The sequence below is a fragment of the Bradyrhizobium sp. Unk1 genome (assembly GCF_059512345.1).
Genome location: NZ_JCAMOP010000053.1, coordinates 34,731 through 51,575 on the forward strand (window position 1 = coordinate 34,731; position 16,845 = coordinate 51,575).

At 65.7% G+C, this 16,845-nt stretch carries 17 protein-coding genes; 3 read left to right on the forward strand and 14 right to left on the reverse strand.

Annotated elements, in window-relative coordinates; genetic code table 11:
* Positions 1–6: 6 nt before the first annotated feature.
* From AC5ZFO_RS41250 to AC5ZFO_RS41270, 5 genes are read right to left on the reverse strand one after another with little or no spacing between them, the layout of a single operon-like run.
* The gene (locus AC5ZFO_RS41250) at positions 7–1,143 is read right to left on the reverse strand and encodes an NAD(P)/FAD-dependent oxidoreductase (protein ID WP_282523762.1); all 1,137 of its coding nucleotides are present in this window, start codon (positions 1,141–1,143) and stop codon (positions 7–9) included.
* A gap of 8 nt (positions 1,144–1,151) precedes the next feature.
* Complete coding sequence (locus AC5ZFO_RS41255) at positions 1,152–1,958, reverse strand: ABC transporter permease (protein ID WP_282523761.1); 807 nt, start codon at positions 1,956–1,958, stop codon at positions 1,152–1,154.
* Positions 1,955–2,830, reverse strand: coding sequence for an ABC transporter permease (locus AC5ZFO_RS41260; RefSeq protein WP_282523760.1), 876 nt, complete (start codon positions 2,828–2,830; stop codon positions 1,955–1,957). Before AC5ZFO_RS41260 ends, AC5ZFO_RS41255 begins: the two co-directional genes overlap by 4 nt.
* Positions 2,827–3,867 (reverse strand): ABC transporter ATP-binding protein, encoded by a 1,041-nt coding sequence (locus AC5ZFO_RS41265; protein ID WP_282523759.1) that lies wholly within the window; start codon positions 3,865–3,867, stop codon positions 2,827–2,829. The genes AC5ZFO_RS41260 and AC5ZFO_RS41265 overlap by 4 nt, the downstream gene beginning before the upstream one ends.
* A gap of 27 nt (positions 3,868–3,894) precedes the next feature.
* Positions 3,895–4,932 carry an ABC transporter substrate-binding protein gene (locus tag AC5ZFO_RS41270; RefSeq protein WP_282523758.1) on the reverse strand — a complete coding sequence of 346 codons (1,038 nt, stop codon included), beginning with the start codon at positions 4,930–4,932 and terminating at the stop codon, positions 3,895–3,897.
* Between the two features lie 273 nt (positions 4,933–5,205).
* On the opposite strand from AC5ZFO_RS41270, the gene AC5ZFO_RS41275 reads away from it, so the two are divergent.
* Complete coding sequence (locus tag AC5ZFO_RS41275; protein WP_282523757.1) at positions 5,206–6,123, forward strand: LysR substrate-binding domain-containing protein; 918 nt, start codon at positions 5,206–5,208, stop codon at positions 6,121–6,123.
* On the opposite strand, the gene AC5ZFO_RS41280 is transcribed toward AC5ZFO_RS41275, so the two are convergent.
* The 9 genes from AC5ZFO_RS41280 to AC5ZFO_RS41320 are packed head-to-tail and all read right to left on the reverse strand — an operon-like array spanning position 6,113 to position 14,905.
* Positions 6,113–7,486: an amidohydrolase family protein gene (locus AC5ZFO_RS41280; RefSeq protein ID WP_496123639.1), complete on the reverse strand. Its 1,374-nt coding sequence runs from the start codon at positions 7,484–7,486 to the stop codon at positions 6,113–6,115. The two genes, AC5ZFO_RS41275 and AC5ZFO_RS41280, sit on opposite strands and share 11 nt — an antisense overlap.
* The gene (locus AC5ZFO_RS41285) at positions 7,483–9,066 is read right to left on the reverse strand and encodes an ABC transporter substrate-binding protein (RefSeq protein ID WP_282523755.1); all 1,584 of its coding nucleotides are present in this window, start codon (positions 9,064–9,066) and stop codon (positions 7,483–7,485) included. Before AC5ZFO_RS41285 ends, AC5ZFO_RS41280 begins: the two co-directional genes overlap by 4 nt.
* Before the next feature lie 22 nt (positions 9,067–9,088).
* A complete protein-coding gene (locus tag AC5ZFO_RS41290; protein ID WP_496123640.1) occupies positions 9,089–9,745 on the reverse strand; it encodes an aspartate/glutamate racemase family protein in 657 nt (218 codons plus the stop codon).
* An 8-nt stretch (positions 9,746–9,753) separates the two neighbouring features.
* Positions 9,754–10,638, reverse strand: coding sequence for a polysaccharide deacetylase family protein (locus AC5ZFO_RS41295; protein ID WP_282523753.1), 885 nt, complete (start codon positions 10,636–10,638; stop codon positions 9,754–9,756).
* Positions 10,625–11,440: an ABC transporter substrate-binding protein gene (locus AC5ZFO_RS41300; RefSeq protein WP_282523752.1), complete on the reverse strand. Its 816-nt coding sequence runs from the start codon at positions 11,438–11,440 to the stop codon at positions 10,625–10,627. Before AC5ZFO_RS41300 ends, AC5ZFO_RS41295 begins: the two co-directional genes overlap by 14 nt.
* Before the next feature lie 15 nt (positions 11,441–11,455).
* Complete coding sequence (locus tag AC5ZFO_RS41305) at positions 11,456–12,220, reverse strand: amino acid ABC transporter ATP-binding protein (RefSeq protein ID WP_282523751.1); 765 nt, start codon at positions 12,218–12,220, stop codon at positions 11,456–11,458.
* On the reverse strand, positions 12,217–13,074 hold the full coding sequence (locus AC5ZFO_RS41310) for an amino acid ABC transporter permease (protein ID WP_014492344.1): 858 nt from the start codon (positions 13,072–13,074) through the stop codon (positions 12,217–12,219). The genes AC5ZFO_RS41305 and AC5ZFO_RS41310 overlap by 4 nt, the downstream gene beginning before the upstream one ends.
* Positions 13,071–13,895: an ABC transporter substrate-binding protein gene (locus tag AC5ZFO_RS41315; protein ID WP_496123641.1), complete on the reverse strand. Its 825-nt coding sequence runs from the start codon at positions 13,893–13,895 to the stop codon at positions 13,071–13,073. The genes AC5ZFO_RS41310 and AC5ZFO_RS41315 overlap by 4 nt, the downstream gene beginning before the upstream one ends.
* Positions 13,896–13,948: 53 nt before the next feature.
* Positions 13,949–14,905 carry an N-carbamoyl-D-amino-acid hydrolase gene (locus AC5ZFO_RS41320; RefSeq protein WP_282523749.1) on the reverse strand — a complete coding sequence of 319 codons (957 nt, stop codon included), beginning with the start codon at positions 14,903–14,905 and terminating at the stop codon, positions 13,949–13,951.
* 151 nt (positions 14,906–15,056) lie between these two features.
* Here AC5ZFO_RS41320 and AC5ZFO_RS41325 point away from each other — a divergent pair, with 151 nt between their 5' ends.
* Together AC5ZFO_RS41325 and AC5ZFO_RS41330 are read left to right on the forward strand one after the other, a co-directional pair.
* Positions 15,057–15,983, forward strand: coding sequence for a LysR family transcriptional regulator (locus AC5ZFO_RS41325; protein WP_496123642.1), 927 nt, complete (start codon positions 15,057–15,059; stop codon positions 15,981–15,983).
* A gap of 44 nt (positions 15,984–16,027) precedes the next feature.
* Positions 16,028–16,741, forward strand: coding sequence for a type 1 glutamine amidotransferase (locus AC5ZFO_RS41330; protein WP_282523747.1), 714 nt, complete (start codon positions 16,028–16,030; stop codon positions 16,739–16,741).
* Positions 16,742–16,845: the final 104 nt, after the last annotated feature.

The window sequence follows — 16,845 nt, forward strand, 5'->3', positions numbered from 1 at the left end:
ATATCTCTAATAGCCGCTGTTGTTCGCAGCACCGGCGGCGCCGAAACGGCTGGCCGAGAACGCGCCGACCAGCTCCGGCTCGAGCGCGCCAGCTGCGACCATGCGCGCGATCTCGAAAGCGTGGTTGGAGGCGAGCGTCACGCCGGAATGGCAGCAGGCGACGAAGGCACCGGGATGCGTCTCCGACTGGTCGTAGATCGGAAAGCCGTCCTGCGGCATGACGCGGATGCCGGCCCAGCTCCTGACCACGTTGAGCCGCGACAGATGCGGAAACATCCTTTGCGCGCGATCGGCCATCACGGCACTGACCGAATGCTTCAGCGCGCGATCGTCGAGCTCGTCCTCCTTGCTGTCGCCGATCATCACCGTGCCCTCGTCGGTCTGGCGGATCGTGGTCAGCGGATGCGGCAGGAACGGCATGGTGCGCTCGGTCACCACGATCTGGCCGCGGGTCGGGCCCATCGGCGCGTAGAGGCCGACCATCGGCGCCAATGTCTGGTTGGCATTGCCGGCGGCGAGCACGATCTTGGCGGCGCGCAGCTCGCCCTTCGGCGTCGTCAGGCGGAATTCGCCGCCGCTTTTGCTGATCGCCGAGACCGGGCGCTCCGGAAAATAGTCGATGCCGAACGCCCTGAAGCCGGTGTGGAAGGCGCGGAACGTCCGCAGCGAATTGACGTGGCCGTCGAGCGGGCAATAGCTGCCGCCGGACACTTCCGGCCCGATCAGCGGCAACGACTTCTTCACCTCGGATGCCGAGAGCATCTCCATCTTGTAGTCAGCAGCGCCGGTCTGATTATGCATGCGCTTGACCAGCTCGGTGCGCTGGCCGAATTCGTCGTCGCCGAGCGTCAGATGGAAGCCACCGTTCTGCTGGAGCGAGACGTCGAGCCCGGTCTGCTGCTTCAGCTCCGACGCAAGCCGGCCCCACGCTTGCGACGCCTGCACGGTCCAGACAGTATAGGCCGGCATGCCGAGGCCCTTGCTCTGCACCCAGACCAGCGCAAAATTCGCACGCGAGGCGCGCTTGGTGATGTCGCCTTCGTCGAGCACGGCCACGCGCTTGCCAAGCCGGCCGAGGCCCCAGGCAATCGCGGAGCCGAGCAATCCGCCGCCGACGACGGCGACGTCATAGTCCCTGGACATGGGTTCTCCTATCGTCCCGTATCGCCCTTGCCGGCGAGCACGCGGTCGAGCCCGTAGAAGCGGTCGAGCAGAATGAGGGCGGTCATGGTAACAGCGATCACGCAGGCCGAGACCGACGTCACCAGCGGATCGATGTTGTCCTGGATATAAAGGAACATGCGCACCGGCAACGTCTCGGTGCCGGGTGCCGCGAGGAAGACGGTCATGGTGAGATCGTCGAAGGACTGGATGAAGGCGAGCGCCCAGCCGCTGATGACGCCGGGCAGGATCAACGGCAGCGTCACGCGGCGAAACAGCGTCCAGCCGTTGGCGCCGAGCGAGACCGCCGCCATCTCGACCGAGAGGTCCATGCCGGTCGCCGCCGCCAGCGTCAGCCGCAGCGCGAACGGAAACACGATGATGACATGCGCGATGATCAGCGCGGCAAAGCTGCCGCCGAGGCCAGCCGAGGTGAAGAAGCGCAGGAAGGCGATGCCGAGCACGACATGCGGGATCATCAGCGGCGACAGGAACAGCGCCGCGAGCGCATCGCGGCCGCGGAAGCGATAACGCGCGATCGCGAGCGCTGCCGGCACCGCGAACAGCAGCGCCACGAAGGATGAGAGCGCACCGAGCCCCAGGCTGACCCAGAAGGCATGGATGAACTCGGGGTAGTTGGTGATCGCCCTGAACCAGCGCAGCGAAAAACCGTTGGTCGGCAGCGACAGAAAGCCTTCGGGCGTGAAGGCAACGAGGCAGACCACCAGGATCGGGGCGACCATGACGATGACGAAGATGGTGTGGAAGATCAGCGCGAGCGGGCCGTTCCGGCTCATCGGAACACCTCCGCGTAGCGGCGCTCGATCAGCGCGTTGCTGCCGACGACGATCAGCACCAGCGCGACCAGCAGCAGCGTTGCGACCGCTGCACCGAGCGGCCAGTTCAGCGTGTTGAGGAATTCGTCATAGGCCAGCGTCGCCGCGACCTTGAGCCGACGGCCGCCGATGATCGCGGGCGTCGCGAAGGCACTGGCCGAGAGCGAGAACACGATGATCGCCCCCGACAGCACGCCCGGCACGATCTGCGGCATGATGATGCGGCGGATGATGGTCACGGGCCCCGCGCCGAGCGACATCGCGGCGTTCTCGATCTGCGGGTTGAGCCGCTGCAGCGCGGCCCACACCGACAGCACCATGAACGGCATCATCACATGGGCGAGCGCAACCACCATCCCCGTCTCGGTGAACATGAAGGGAATGGGCGAGCGGATCACGCCTGCCGACATCAGGAGCTTGTTGACGAGGCCGTTGTTGCCGCCGAACAGCAACGCCCAGCCGAGCGTCCGCGCCACCACGGAGATCAAGAGCGGCCCGAGGATGATCAGCAGGAAAAAGCTCTTCCAGCGGCCGCTCATGCGGTTGAGGATGTAGGCTTCGGGCGCGCCGAGCAACGCGGTGAGCAGCGTTGTCAGGATCGCGATGCGAAACGTCCGCCAGAACATCTCGGCGTAATAGGGATCGGTCGCGATCTCGTGCCAGTTCTTCAGGATGAAGACCGGCTCGATGCCCTTGTACTGACCCCAGTCGTGGAACGACAACATCACCGTCATCGCCAGCGGGATCAGCAGCACGCCGACGAACAGCATCAAGGCGGGCGCCGTCAGCGCCCATGGCGCGCGCGCGTTGCGCTCGTCGGCGGCCGTGCTCATGCGCCGGCCCTCGCGCGCACGCTCATGTCCTCGGGTCGCCAGACGAGGCGAACCGCATCGCCCTCAGCCGGCGGCGCCGTCCCGTCATTCTGGCGGATCACGATCGCGGGCCCGCATTCGCTATCGCACTGGAACAGCCAGTGATTGCCCTGGAAGATACGCGTGACGATCTTTGCGCCGAGCCCCACATCGCCAAAGCCGATCCGTTCAGGGCGAATGCTGACAGTGACAGGGCCGCTGAGCCCGGCCGGCGCCGGCGCGTTCCAGGAGCCGGCCACCAGCCGCACCGGCGTCGCGGTCCGATCAATCGTCGCCGCAAAGTCGTTGGTCTTGCCGAGGAACTGCGAGACGAAGGCCGAGGCCGGCTTCTCATAGGTCTCCTGCGGCGAGCCGATCTGCTCGATGCGGCCCTGGCTCATCACCACGATGCGGTCGGACAGCGACATCGCCTCGTTCTGGTCGTGGGTGACGAGAATCGTGGTGGTGCCGATGGTGCGCTGGATCTGGCGCAGCTCGATCTGCATCTCCTCGCGCAGTTTGGCGTCGAGATTGGACAGCGGCTCGTCGAGCAAGAGCACGCTCGGCTTGATCACCAGCGCGCGCGCCAGCGCCACGCGCTGCTGCTGACCGCCGGACATGCGGCGCGGATGACGGTCCTCGTAGCCGGCGAGGCCAACCATCGCGAGCGCGGCGCGGACGCGCTCGGCTCTTTCGGCGCGCGGCACGTTGCGCATCTCGAGGCCGAACGCGACGTTCTCCGCCGCCGTCATGTGCGGAAACAGCGCGTAGCTCTGGAACACGATACCGAGCCCGCGTTTGGCCGGATGGATCGCGGTCAGGTCCTTGCCCTCCAGGCGGATCGCGCCGCGTGTGGGATCGAGGAAGCCCGCGATCATCTGCAGGGTCGTGGTCTTGCCGCAGCCGGACGGGCCGAGGAAGGAGATGAACTCCCCCTTGCCCACCGACAGACTGAAGTCGTCAACCACAGTCTGCGCGCCGAATTGCTTTGCGACCCGATCAAGCTCGAGATAGGCCATGCGCTGTCTCCGCTACGAACGATCAGATCAACGCTCGACCTCGCGATTCCAGCGCTTGGTCCACTCCTCGCGCTTCTCGTTGATGACCGTCCAGTCCGGATTATAGAGCTTTGCCGCGCGCTCGCCGATCGGCGCCATCTTGCCGAGCTCCGGCGGGACCACCAGTGATTTCAGCACCGGGCCGTAGCCATAGTCCTTCAGCATCACGAGCTGGATCTTTGGATCGAGCAGCATCTTGACGAAGTTTGAGGCCAGCGGCGAGGCATTCGGCTTGGTGATCGGACACGCCGTCGTCAGCAGCGTCGCCGCGCCCTCCTTCGGATAGACGAAGTCGACGGGGAAGCCGGTGTTGGCGAAGCTCTGCACGCGGCCGGTGCCCCACACCGCGATCACGGCCTGGCCGGACTGGAACAGCTCGGTCATCTTGCCCGGCGACGGCTCGTAGGCGAGCACGTTCGGATTGATCTGCTCCTTGAAAATCTTGAAGCCGGAATCGACATTGGTCTCGCCGCCGCCGTTCATCTTCGACAGCATCACCAGCGCTTCGAGGCCGTAGGTGTTGTTGATCGGCGGGATCACCAGCTGCTTGGCGTATTTCGTGTCCTTCAGATCGTTCCACGAGGTCGGCGGCGCCCAGCCTTTCTCGGCGAACACCTTGGTGTTGTACATCAGGCCGGTCGCGACGATGCCGATCGCAACAGCGCGATCGTCCTTGAAGCGGGCGGTGTCATAGAGATCGGCGGCCGGTAAGCCTTCGAGCTTGCCGCAGAAGCCGAGCTGGATCGCCTGGTACATCGGGCCGTCGTCGACGATGGCGACGTCGATCTGCTGGTTGCCCTTCTGCGCCTGGAGCTTGGCCAGCGTGTCCGTGGAGTTGCCGGCGACGTACTCGACCTTGACGCCGTTCTGCTTCTCGAAGGCCGGGATCACCTCATCGCGGATGGTCTTCTCGAACGAGCCGCCGTAACCGGCGACATAGAGCGTTTTCTGCTGGGCCGAGGCGGCCGACGGGACGGCGATGAGCGCTGCGATGCTGACCGCGGTCAGAAGGCTGAGAGTCTTCATATGGACCGATCTCCAATACCGGGATGAGGTGACGTGCCGAAAAATCTCTGACTGAGGCGCCTTCCGCATTTCCTTCCGCGCCGACCCTCTGCGGACAGGGCTCCGGCCCCTGTTCGGTGGGTTTTGGCGCGATTCGGAGGTTTGAACCCCTCCAATCTGCCGAAAAAGCGGGCTGACTCCAGTCCTGATGAAAAAGATCGCAAACCCTGGCTTCCATCGTCCAATGAATAATGGCACCCTCTGCATGCCTAAATGTTATGGATGGAAATTGGGATGGCCCGGATCAATTCGCGGCAGGTGGAGGCCTTCCGCGCGACGATGTTGACCGGCAGCGTGACTGAGGCGGCAGCGCTGATGACCGTGACGCAGCCGGCGGTCAGCCGGTTGCTCCGCGACCTCCAGGCGCTGCTGAAAATGGAGCTGTTCGAGCGGCGCGGTACTGGCCTCGTGCCGACCGCCGCGGCGATGGCGCTCTATACCGAAGTGGAGCGCTCCTTCGTCGGCCTCGAACGCATCACGGCGGCCGCCGAGGAAATCCGTGGCCGCCGCACCGGCTCGCTGCGAATCGCGGCACTGCCGGCGCTGTCGAACGGCTATCTGCCGCGGCTCGCCGGACATTTCCTGAAAGAGCGGCCCAACCTCAACCTCGCCTTCTTCGGCGTGATCTCGCCGATCGTGGTCGATTGGGTGCTCAACAATCAATGCGACATCGGCTTTGCCGAGGTGCCGATCGCCCATTCCGGCCTGCCGAGCCAGCGGCTGCCCGCGCTGGCGCGCGTCGCGGTGCTGCCGACCGGCCATCGCCTTGCAGAGAAGGACGTGCTGGAGCCGCGCGATTTCGAGGGCGAGACATTCATCTCGCTGTCGGCGGGGTCGTCGAGCCGTCATCTCGTCGACCAGGTCTTCCATCGCCATGATGTCCGCCGCGTGCTCAGGGTCGAGACCACGCTGTCGGAGATCATGTGCGGCATGGTGTCATCAGGGCTCGGCGTCGCGATCTGCGATCCGTTCACCGCGCAGGAATTCTCCACCCGCGGCATCGTCGTGCGCCGCTTCCTGCCGCGCATCGATTTCGAATTCTCCGCGGTCTTTCCGGCGCAGCGCAGCCCCTCGCCGGTGGCGCTCGATCTGGTCGAGACCATGCGCAAGGCGCTGGTGGAATTCGAGGACGACGCAACGCTCAGCCGTTGAACGCGGCCTGCGCCTCCGGCAAATCCCAGATCTTGCCGATCGCTGCCGTACCCGCCGCCGTGATCGCCGCTTCGTCGGCGCCGAGATAGCGGCCGTCATCGACCAGCATGCGGCCGTCGACCATGACCTGATCGATGTTGGCGCGGTTGGCGAGCGCGATCAGCGCGCGGCGCGGATCGAACAGCGGTTGAAGATGCGGATGGGTGAGATCGACGACGGTGAGATCGGCGGTGGCGCCCGGCTCGATCCGGCCGAGATCAGGCCGCTTGATGACGTCGGCGGCGACTGCCGTGTTAGCCTCGATCAGCTCCGGCGAGTTCGCGACGTCGGCGCGGGCCGAGGTGACCTTGGAGATCAGCGACGCCGCATTGAGCTCGCCGAGCAGGTCCATGTTGTAGCCATCGGTGCCGACCACGGTGCGCACGCCATGCTCCGCGAAGCGGCTGAACGCCGCGGTGACGCCGGCGCGCGCGAATACGCGCGGGCAATTGAGCACGGTCATGCCGCGTGCGGCCATCAGCTTGAGATCGTCGTCGGTGCTGAACATGCAGTGCGCCGCCATGAGGTCAGGCGCGAGCAGGCCGAGCCAGTCCAGGTACTCTGCCGGCGTGCGGCCGCCATAGCGCTTGCCGATGGTCTCGACCTCGGCGCGGCTCTGCGCCATGTGCGTCGTGATGGGCACGCCAAGCTCGCGCGCCCGGGTGGCGCAGGCTTTCAGCAGATCGGGGCAGCAGGTGTCCGTGGCGTGCGGGCTCATGGCGAGCGAGATGCGGCCGTCGCCGCGATTATTCCAGCGCTGATAGAGCGCGTCCCAGGTTGCCATGTCGGCGGTGCCGTCATCGCCGGAATAGCAGACGACGCCATCAGGGCCCGCCTTGGCGTCGGACGTCGAGAACAGATAGGGCGCGCCGTAGAAGCGGATGCCCATCTCCTCGGCCGCATCGAACATCTCCGGGATCGAATTCCGGAACGGCTCCATCACGGTGGTGGCGCCGCCCTTGAGGAGCTGGAGGATGCCGAGCCGCGCGACCGCGAGGCGCTCTTCCGCCGACAAGATGTCGGCGCCGCGCTTGGTCAGCGGCAGCAGCACCGTATAGACGATGCTCTGGTTGTTCTTGCGGCCGTTGCCGTCCTCGCTGTGGCTGCGCGCCACCGCTTCCGAGAAGCAATGATTGTGCAGGTTCAAAAGACCGGGCAGCACGAAGCGGCCGGGACGATCGTGGACCTCGTCCGCGCTGGGCTTGTCGCGCGTGATTGCCGCAATCTTTTTGCCTTCGACCAGGACCCAATGGTCGCGCAAAACATCCTGCGCGCCGTCCTTGCGTGACAGCACATAGCTGCCGAAGATTGCCGTGGTGCTCATGCGGGGCGTACGTTCCAGAAGACGGCGGTGCCGTCGAGAATACCGGTGATGGCTTTGCGATAGGCGGTCGGCTGCTTGTACAGGCCGATCGGAATATAGGGGATTTCCTCGAACGCGACCGCCTGGATCTCGCGGCAGATGCGCTGCTGCTCGGCAAGCTGGGACGCCGCCAGCCACTGGCTGCGCAAGGGTCCCATCTTCTCGCTCGCGTACCAGCCGGCGACCTTGCCCTCGCCGCGGATGTTGGTGTTGCCGGCCGGATTGAGCCAGTCGATGCCCTGCCAGTTGCCGACGGCCGCGCTCCAGCCGCCCTGCCCAATCGGGTCTTTCTTCAGCTGGCGCTGCAGCACGACGGCGAAATCGAGCCCGGCATATTCGACGTTCATGCCGGCCTTGCGCAAGCTGTCGACCGCGATCTCGCCGAGCGGTTTTTGCGCCAGCGAATTGGTGGGGACGAGCAGCACGATCTTCTCCCCGTTGTAACCGGCGGCCTTCAGCTCGGCCTTGACCTTGGCGTAGTCGCGCGGACCGCGGAACACATTGAGGCCGACCTCGCTCGCCATCGGGGTATCCGGCGCGAAATAGCCGATCGGCGACACCTGGAACGCCGGATCGGTGCCGGCGACCGCCGTCATGAAGGCGGATTGATCGATCGCACCCAGCAGCGCGCGGCGGATGGCGGGATTGTCGAACGGCGGCTGCAGATGATTGAGTCGCAGCATGCAGGCGTAGCCTCTGGGGTCGAGGATGCGCGTCTCGATATCGCCGGCGGCCTTGATGATCGGCAACAGATCGTGCGGCGTGGTCTCCTGCCAGTCCTGCTCGCCGGTCTGGAGCGCGGCGACGCCGGTGCCGGCGTCGGGCGTGGTGGTCCAGACCACGCGATCGTAATGCACGATCTTCGGACCCGCGGTCCAATCCGGCTTGCCGTCGGTGCGAGGCTGGTAGCGGTCGAACTTGGCATAGGCGTTGCGCGCACCCTGCACGCGCTCGTCGGCAAGATAGCGGAACGGGCCGCTGCCGATCACCTCGGTCAGCGGCTTGAACGGGTCCTGGCTCGCCAGCCGCTCCGGCATCATGAAGCAGGGATTGATCGCGGCCTTGCCAAGCGCCTGCGGCAGCAGCGGGAACGGGCGCTTGAGGCGGAAACGAATGGTGCGGTCATCGGCAGCCGAAAGCTCGGCGGTCGCCTCGATCAGCTCGCCGCCAAAGCCGTCGCGCGCCGCCCAGCGGCGGATGCTGGCGACGCAGTCGCGCGCCAGCACACGTTCGCCATCGTGCCAGAACAGGCCATCGCGCAAGCCGAGGTCCCATTGCAGCAAGTCAGCGGAGATGGCGTGGCCCGACAGCATCTGCGGCGAGACCTGGAGCGAGGAGCTCATGCCGTAGAGCGTGTCGTAGACCATGAAGCCGTGGTTTCGCGACACCTGCGCGGTCGAATAGATGGGGTCGACGAAGGCGAGGTCGATGACGGGAATGAAACGCAAGGTGCTCTGCGCTTCGGCGCGGACGATGCCCGGCAGCGACAGCGCCGGCACTGTTGCGGCAGCCTTGAGGAGCGAGCGGCGGGAGATCGGCATGACAAAAGGCTCCTGAAGGATCTTACGTGTTCAACAAGACCGCGTCGATCGCGGCGGCCACGGCCTGCTGCGCCGGCTCGATCACGGGCACGCCGATCGCATCCGCGATCGCCGCGCGGTGCGAGGCCATGCCGGCACAGCCCATCACCACGACATCGGCGCGGCATTGGGTGACCAGCGCCCGGCCGGCGTCGATCAAGCGGCCGCGGATATCGGCGCCTGCCGTTTCCGCCGCACTCGCGCCGACCGACCAGCTTCCGGCGTAACGGCTATCGACGCCCATCACCCGCGCCATGCGCTGCTGGCGGCGGATGCTCGACGGCGACAGCGCGATGATGCCGAAGCGTTCGCCCAGCATCAGCGCGCGAAAGATGCCGCATTCGGCGATGCCCAGCACCGGGCGGCCGCCTGCCGCCTCGCGCACCGCATGCAGGCCGGGATCGCTGAAGCAGGCCAGCACGAACGCATCGGCATCATCGCGCGCGACGCGATTGACCAGCGGCATGACGACGCTGTCGGCATCGCGTTGCGAGCTGATGCCCGGCGGTCCCTCGGCGAGGCCAACCACCTCGATGTCAGGGCCGCCGCCAATGCGCAGCGGCGCAACCGCCTCGTCGATCGCCGCCGTCACCGACGCCGAGGAGTTGGGGTTGATGACGAGGATGCGACGACGGGTCATGGCACTGCTCAGCGGTTACCGGCTTCGTGGCGCAGGAAGTTTTCCGCGATCCTCTCGCCGGTCGTGATCCAGACGTCCGGGCACGACTTTGCGTAGGTCAGGAACTCGCGCAGCAGGCGCAAACGCATCGGTCGGCCGCTGCATTGCGGATGCAGCACGGTCGTCACCATCGCGCCCCAGTCCCTGGTTTCGTCGAGCTCGTCCTTCCAGATCGAGAGCACATGCTCCTTGGGGAAGATCGAGCGCGGGCTGAAGCGGGCCGAGAGGCCGTGCATCCAGTCGTCATAGCTCGCGGTCACCGGCAGCTCGATCGTGCCGGGCTTGCCGTCGGCGAGACGATGGCGGTAGGGCCGCACGTCGTCGCGGAACGAGGACGTGTAGACGATGCCGCGACGTACCAGTGCTGCGCGCAGCTCCTCGGTGAACTCGCCATAGGGCGCGCGATAGCCGGTCGGCCTGACGCCAAGCCGGCGCTTCAGCGCCTCAAAACCGCGCTCCAGCTCCTCCTCGATCCAGGGATCGCCGGGATCGGGCAGCAGATGGTGATATCCGTGATGCCCGATCTCATGGCCGGCCTTGAGGATGGATTCCGCCATCGCCGGATGCGCGTCGACCGACCATCCCGTGACGAAGAAGGTCGCCTTGAGATCGAGCTGGTCGAGCAGCTCCAACAGCTTCGGCGTGCCGACGCGCGCCTCATAGCCGCCATAGCTCATGGTGATGAGCCGCTGCGCGTGCACCGCGTCCTTGCTGGTCCACGCACTCTCCGCGTCCACATCGAAGGAGAGGAACATCGCCGAAGTGTACGGCTTCGGCCAGGGATATTCGGGCGCGGGATCGGCGGTGTTGGCCGGAACGAGCGGGATGCTCTTGAGTGCCTTACTGTCCAGCATTGATGGTCGCCTTCTCTAATCCGTTGTCGTTCAGTTTCCACTTGGCAAGCAGGGTCTTGTAGGTGCCGTCGGCGATCAGCGCATCGACCGCTTCGAGAATGGCCTGCTGAAGTGCCTTTTCCTTGACCGGCAGGGCAATGCCGGTGAATTGCTGCGCGATGGGCTCGCCCACAGGCGCATAGGCACCGGGCTCGAGGTCCATGATGTAGGGCAGCGTCTCGTTGCCCTGGGCGGCGGCATCGATGCGGCCCTGCCTGAGCTGGGTGCGCGCGTCGGCCGAGCCGTCGGTGCCGACGAACTGGATCGGATTGCTGCCGCAATTCTTCTCGCTCCACGCCGCGATCTGCGCCGGGAACATGGTGCGGCGGCTGGCGCCGACCTTCTTGCCGCAGAGCGATGCCGCGTCCTTGAACTCCGCCTTGCGCGACTGCTGCACGAAGAACTGCGGGCCGCTCCTGAGATAATCGACAAAGGACGCGATGTCGTGACGGCTGGCGTAGTCCGTGAAGCCGGACAGGATGGCGTCCACACGCCCGGTCGAGATCGACGGCATGAACTCGGCAAAGCTCGTCTCCTGCCATTCGATCTTGACGCCGAGCTTGCGGCCGATGGCTTCGCCGAGATCGATGTCGAAGCCGGACAGCGCGTTGGTGGCGGGATCGCGGAATTCCATCGGCGGATAGTTCGGCACCAGCGCCACCTTGAGCCTGCCGCGCTTGGCGATCTCCGCCGGCAGCTCGATGGACAAGGCCGAAACGGTCATGGCGCCGAGCAGCGCCGCCGCAACCCAAAGTCTCTTCATCAACACGTCCCCATTTCAGATCACTGCCGAAAGAAATGCCTTGGTGCGCTCCTCGCGCGGCGCACCCAATACGTCCGAGGCGCGCCCCTGCTCGACGATCGCGCCCTGATCCATGTAGACGACGCGGTCGGCGACCTCGCGCGCGAAGCCGAGCTCGTGCGTCACCACCAACATGGTCATGCCGCTCCGTGCCAGCTCTTTCATCACCGCAAGCACCTCGCCGACGAGCTCGGGATCGAGCGCGCTGGTCGGCTCGTCGAACAGCATCAGCATCGGCTTCATGGCGAGCGCGCGCGCGATCGCCACGCGCTGCTGCTGGCCGCCGGACAGCTGCGCGGGATACCAGTCCGCCTTGGCGGACAATCCGACGCGCCGGAGCAGTTCGAGCGCCTCCGCGCGCACCTCGTCGGACTTGCGCCCCTGCACCTGAAGCGGACCTTCGGTGACATTCTCCAGCGCGGTCTTGTGCGGAAACAGGTTGAAGCGCTGGAACACCATGCCGGTCTTCAGCCGCTGCCGCCCGATCTCCCGCTCGCTGAGGCGATAGAGCCGCCCGTTTTGCTCGCGCACGCCGAGCAGCTCGCCGTCGAGCCAGATACCGCCGGAATCGATCGCGGCAAGCTGGTTGATGCAGCGGAGCAGCGTGGTCTTGCCGGAGCCGGAGGCGCCGATCAGACACATCACCTCGCCGGGCCAGACGTCGAGCGAGACGCTTCTGAGAGCCTGGAACTCGCCAAAGCTCTTGCTGACGGAACGGATCGCGACGAGGGGTTTTGTCATCGCGCCAGCCGTAATGTGCCGCGGGCAAAGCGGCGTTCGAGCAGCATCTGGAGCGGCGTCAGGATCGAGACCACGAGCAGGTACCAGAGCCCGGCAACGATCAGCAGCTCGATCACGCGCGAATTGGCGTAGTAGATGTTTTCGGCGTTGTGCAGCAATTCCGGATACTGGATGACGCTCGCGAGCGAAGTCGCCTTCACCATGCCGATGAACTCGTTGCCGAGCGGCGGGATCACCACCCGCATCGCCTGCGGCAGGATGATCCGACGCAGCGCGCGCAGCCGTCCCATGCCGATCGCCTGCGCCGCCTCGTATTGCCCGATGTCGACCGACAGCATGCCGGCGCGCATCACCTCGGACGTATAAGCGCCCTGGTTGATGCCGAGCCCGAGCAGCGCGGCGAGGAATGGCGTCATGACGTCGACGGCGCGCGCAGACCATAGGCCGGGAATGCCGATGGTCGGAAACACCAGCGCGAGATTGAACCACAACAGCAATTGCAGGATCAGCGGCGTGCCGCGGAACAGCCAGGTATAGCCGGCCGCGACCGTCTTCAGCACCGGATTGGGCGACAGCCGCATGACCGCGACGACGACGCCGAGGACAATGCCGAGCGCCATCGCCAGCACCGCCATCACCATGGTGTTGACGATGCCTTCGAGAATGACTTTTGCGGTCAGGAAGCGACTGACATAGGACCATTCGATCTGACCGCCGGCGAAGGCGCGCACGATCGCCGCCAGCACGAGGACGATCAGGGCCGCGCTGAGCCAGCGAAACCAGTGCGGCTCGCGCGCAATCCGCATCCCCGACAAGTCAGGGAAACCTTCCGCGAGTGCCGGCACCGGCTTCATTGCGGTGCCGCGTTCAGCATGGGCTGGGCCACCGCGTTGGCCCCTAGGCCCCATTTGTCGAGAACGGCCTTGTAGGCGCCGTCGGCGATCATCGCCGTGAGCTTCTCCGTCACGACCTCGCGCAACGCCGCATCGTCCTTGCGGAACATGATGCCCTGGTAGCCTTTGGCGAAGGGCTCGCCGACGACGCGATATTTGCCGGACTCCTGCGTCTGCGCGTAAGGCAGCGTCTCGCTGCCCTGCACTGCGGCGTCGATGCGGCCTTGCTTGAGCTGGTTGCGGACGTCGATCGAGTTCTCGCCGGGGACGTACTGAATGGCCGGCTTGCCGGCCGGCTCGCAGTTCTGCTTGCTCCACTTCTCGATCTCGACCGGGAAGCTGGTGCTGCGGGTGGTGCCGACCTTCTTGCCGCAGAGATCCGTCGCGTCCTTGGCCGCATTGTCCGCCATCACGAAGAACTGCGGGCCGGTCGCGAGGTAGTCGACGAAATCGGCGGTCTCGCGCCGCGAGGCGCGGTCGGAGATGCCGGAGATGATGAAGTCCGCGCGCCTGGTCTGGAGCGACGGGATCAACTCCGCAAACGGCGTCTCGCTCCAGACGATCTTGACGCCAAGCCGCTTCGCAAGCTCGTTGGCCAGATCGACGTCGAGCCCGACGAGCTCGTTGGTCGCGGGATCGCGGTACTCCATCGGCGCGTAGGTGGAGTTGACCGTGAGCTTCAACGTGCCCGCCTGCTTGATCTCCGCCGGAAGCTCCGCCGCTTGCGCTGACGTTACGGCAGCCAGTACTGCGAGACCGAGAGTGAGCGAGAGGCGTATCATGTCAGCTCCTTTGCCAACGTTTTGCTTTGATTCCTTTGCCAGCGCCGTGCCAGTCAGTCCGCGTCGAGAACGGCCGGCTCGATGACGCCGGCGCGTTCGGTGATCACCCTGTATTGCTCCGGCCGCCGGTGGGCGGCGAAATTGAACATCTTGTCCTTGCCCTGGCGGCAGAGATCGAGATCGATGTCGGCGACGATCACCTCGTCGGCCAAAGTCTGGGCTTGCGCGACGATGCGCCCGTTGGGATCGACGATGCAGGAGCCGCCGATCAGGCCCGAGCCGTCCTCTTCGCCCGCCTTCGCCACCGAGATCGCCCAGGTCGCGTTCATGTAGGCGTTGGCCTGCGTCACCAGCGTCGAGTGGAAGGTGCGCAAGGACGCGTCTTCGGTGACGCCGCCATTGGGATCGTAGGCGGCCGAATTGTAGCCGATGCAAACCAGCTCGACGCCTTGCAGGCCGAGCACGCGCCAGGATTCCGGCCAGCGGCGGTCGTTGCAGATCATCATGCCCATGATGGCGTGGGCCCAGGCCGAGCCGGCGCGGAAAGCGGGAAAGCCGAGGTCGCCATATTCGAAATAGCGCTTCTCGAGCTGCTGGTAGCGCGCGCCTTCGCGCGGCTCGACCGAGCCCGGCAGATGCACCTTGCGATAGCGGCCGAGGATCTCGCCGTCGCGATCGACCAGGATCGCGCAATTGTAGCGGCGGCCGTCCGGCGTCAGCTCGGCATAGCCGACATAGAAGCCGACGCGCAGCGCGCGCGCACGGTCGAACAGCTTTGCCACCCCCGGGTTCGGCATGCCGCGCTCGAAATAGTGATCGAGCGCGGCGCCTTCGAGCAGCCAGCGCGGGAAGAAGGTGGTGAAGGCAAGCTCGGGAAACACCACGAGGCTGGCGCCGCGGCCGGCGGCCTCCTCCAGCATGTCGAGCATTCGCGCCAGCGTATGCTCGCGCGTATCGGCTTTTTGCGTCGGCCCCATCTGTGCGGCGGCGGCGCGAAGGACACGAACCAAGATTGCCTCCAATATGTGCGCAGTGCTGCCTCAATGGGCGAATGAACCCTTTGATGCGACGTGCAAATCCGCCGCCATTACGCGGAAGCGGGGCTGCAAAATCAATTCGTTCTGCTATGATGTTTTGGCCCAGAGTATAATTGGCAGTGATATGAACCTGCGTCAGCTCGAGATCCTGCGTGCCGTCATCCGCCATCGCACCACGGTGGCGGCGGCGGACGAACTGGCGCTGTCGCAGCCCGCGGTCAGCAACGCGCTGAAGACGATGGAGGCGCAGGCGGGCTTTGCGCTGTTCGAGCGCGTCAACAACCGGCTGTTTCCGACCGCGGAGGCGATGGCGCTCTACAAGGAGAGCGAAGCGATCTTCGCGCTGCACGCCAAGCTCGAGAACCGTGTCCGCGATCTACGCGAGAACCGCTCCGGGCATCTTTCCATCGTCGCGACGCCGCCGCTGGCCTACAGCATCATCCCTTCCGCACTATCCGGCTTCCTGCGCCGCCGCCCGGAGACGCGCGTGTTCTTCGACGTGCGGCGCTACGAGGGCATCATCGAGGGGGTGCTCAGCCGCGTTGCCGAGCTCGGCTTCGCGCTCGGGCTGACGCATCATCCTGGTATCGCGCATGAGGTGGTGCATACCGGCGAGATGGTGTGCGTGCTGCCGCCGCAGCACCCACTCGCCGACAAGCCGGTGATCTCGGCCGCCGATCTCTCCGGCATGCCCTTCATCGGGCTCGAGCGGGGCACGCGCCTCGGCGAAGCCGTGCGCGACAGCTTTGCCCGCGCCGGCGCGCCGTTCCAGCCGACGGTCGAGGTGCGCTACTGCAACACGGCCTGCGTGCTCGCCACCGCCGGCGTCGGCGCCGCCGTGGTCGATCCCTTCTCGCCGCGGCAGAACGGCGGCAGCGGCCTTGTGGTGCGGCCGTTCACGCCCACGACGCATGCGGTGGCCTATATGCTATGGTCGGAAGCCGAGCCGCTGTCGCGCCTGGCCAAGGCGTTTCTCAACGAGGTCCGGAAAGAGAGCACACTTCTGGAGCGCACAGCGCCACACCAGCAACATGGGACAGAAAGCGACTGAGCTTCGCAATCTTTTGACTTTGTCCTTTTGACCTTTGGGGGCACATGGCACGCATCACCATCATCGAGACCGGACAGGTCCCGCAGAAATACCGCGAGCAGCACGGCTCGTTTCCCGACATGTTCGAGCGCATGGTCCGCGCCGAGGATCCGACCGCCACGGTGGACGTGGTCAGCATCCCCAATGGCGACGCGCTGCCCGATCCGAGCAAGCTCGAGGCCGTGCTGATCACCGGTGCTGCCGCCGGCGTCTATGACGGGCTCGACTGGATCGCGCCGCTGGAAGATTTCGTGCGCACGGCTTACGCCAACAAGACGCCGATGGTCGGCGTCTGCTTCGGCCATCAGCTGATCGCGCAGGCGCTCGGCGGCACCGTGCAGAAGTCGGAGAAGGGCTGGGGCATCGGCCGGCACGTCTATCAGGTGCTGCCGGAGAACGGTGTCGTCGGCGGCGAAGCGGTTGCGATCGCCGCCTCGCATCAGGACCAGGTGGTCGAGCCGCCCATCGATGCGCTGACGATCCTCTCGTCCGAATTCACCCCGCATGCCGGCCTGCTCTACGCCAACGGCACCACGCTGACCGTGCAGCCGCATCCGGAATTCGACCTGGAGTTTGCGCAAGTGTGCTGCGAGCTGCGCGACGGCAAGGCGCCGGACGATGTCGTTGCAACGGCACGGGAGTCTCTCGCGCAGCCGATGGATAACGCGAAACTGGGTGGGGCAATCACGCGGTTTTTGGCGCGGCGCGCGGCTCCGTAGTCCGCGGCGCTCACCGCGCGGACTCTTCCCTTCTCCCCTTGTGGGCCTGTTGCGTAATTCGTCAATTGTGATTCCCTCGGGCAAAGCCTTGGAGGGTAGCGATG

Bases quoted from the DNA above. Each gene is read 5' to 3' on its own strand.
- AC5ZFO_RS41255 (WP_282523761.1), bottom strand. From the start codon at position 1,958: ATGAGCCGGAACGGCCCGCTCGCGCTGATCTTCCACACCATCTTCGTC.
- AC5ZFO_RS41275 (WP_282523757.1), top strand. From the start codon at position 5,206: ATGGCCCGGATCAATTCGCGGCAGGTGGAGGCCTTCCGCGCGACGATG.
- AC5ZFO_RS41250 (WP_282523762.1), bottom strand. From the start codon at position 1,143: ATGTCCAGGGACTATGACGTCGCCGTCGTCGGCGGCGGATTGCTCGGC.
- AC5ZFO_RS41260 (WP_282523760.1), bottom strand. From the start codon at position 2,830: ATGAGCACGGCCGCCGACGAGCGCAACGCGCGCGCGCCATGGGCGCTG.
- AC5ZFO_RS41310 (WP_014492344.1), bottom strand. From the start codon at position 13,074: ATGAAGCCGGTGCCGGCACTCGCGGAAGGTTTCCCTGACTTGTCGGGG.
- AC5ZFO_RS41330 (WP_282523747.1), top strand. From the start codon at position 16,028: ATGGCACGCATCACCATCATCGAGACCGGACAGGTCCCGCAGAAATAC.
- AC5ZFO_RS41290 (WP_496123640.1), bottom strand. From the start codon at position 9,745: ATGACCCGTCGTCGCATCCTCGTCATCAACCCCAACTCCTCGGCGTCG.
- AC5ZFO_RS41315 (WP_496123641.1), bottom strand. From the start codon at position 13,895: ATGATACGCCTCTCGCTCACTCTCGGTCTCGCAGTACTGGCTGCCGTA.
- AC5ZFO_RS41295 (WP_282523753.1), bottom strand. From the start codon at position 10,638: ATGCTGGACAGTAAGGCACTCAAGAGCATCCCGCTCGTTCCGGCCAAC.
- AC5ZFO_RS41285 (WP_282523755.1), bottom strand. From the start codon at position 9,066: ATGCCGATCTCCCGCCGCTCGCTCCTCAAGGCTGCCGCAACAGTGCCG.
- AC5ZFO_RS41280 (WP_496123639.1), bottom strand. From the start codon at position 7,486: ATGAGCACCACGGCAATCTTCGGCAGCTATGTGCTGTCACGCAAGGAC.
- AC5ZFO_RS41325 (WP_496123642.1), top strand. From the start codon at position 15,057: ATGAACCTGCGTCAGCTCGAGATCCTGCGTGCCGTCATCCGCCATCGC.
- AC5ZFO_RS41300 (WP_282523752.1), bottom strand. From the start codon at position 11,440: ATGAAGAGACTTTGGGTTGCGGCGGCGCTGCTCGGCGCCATGACCGTT.
- AC5ZFO_RS41265 (WP_282523759.1), bottom strand. From the start codon at position 3,867: ATGGCCTATCTCGAGCTTGATCGGGTCGCAAAGCAATTCGGCGCGCAG.
- AC5ZFO_RS41305 (WP_282523751.1), bottom strand. From the start codon at position 12,220: ATGACAAAACCCCTCGTCGCGATCCGTTCCGTCAGCAAGAGCTTTGGC.
- AC5ZFO_RS41270 (WP_282523758.1), bottom strand. From the start codon at position 4,932: ATGAAGACTCTCAGCCTTCTGACCGCGGTCAGCATCGCAGCGCTCATC.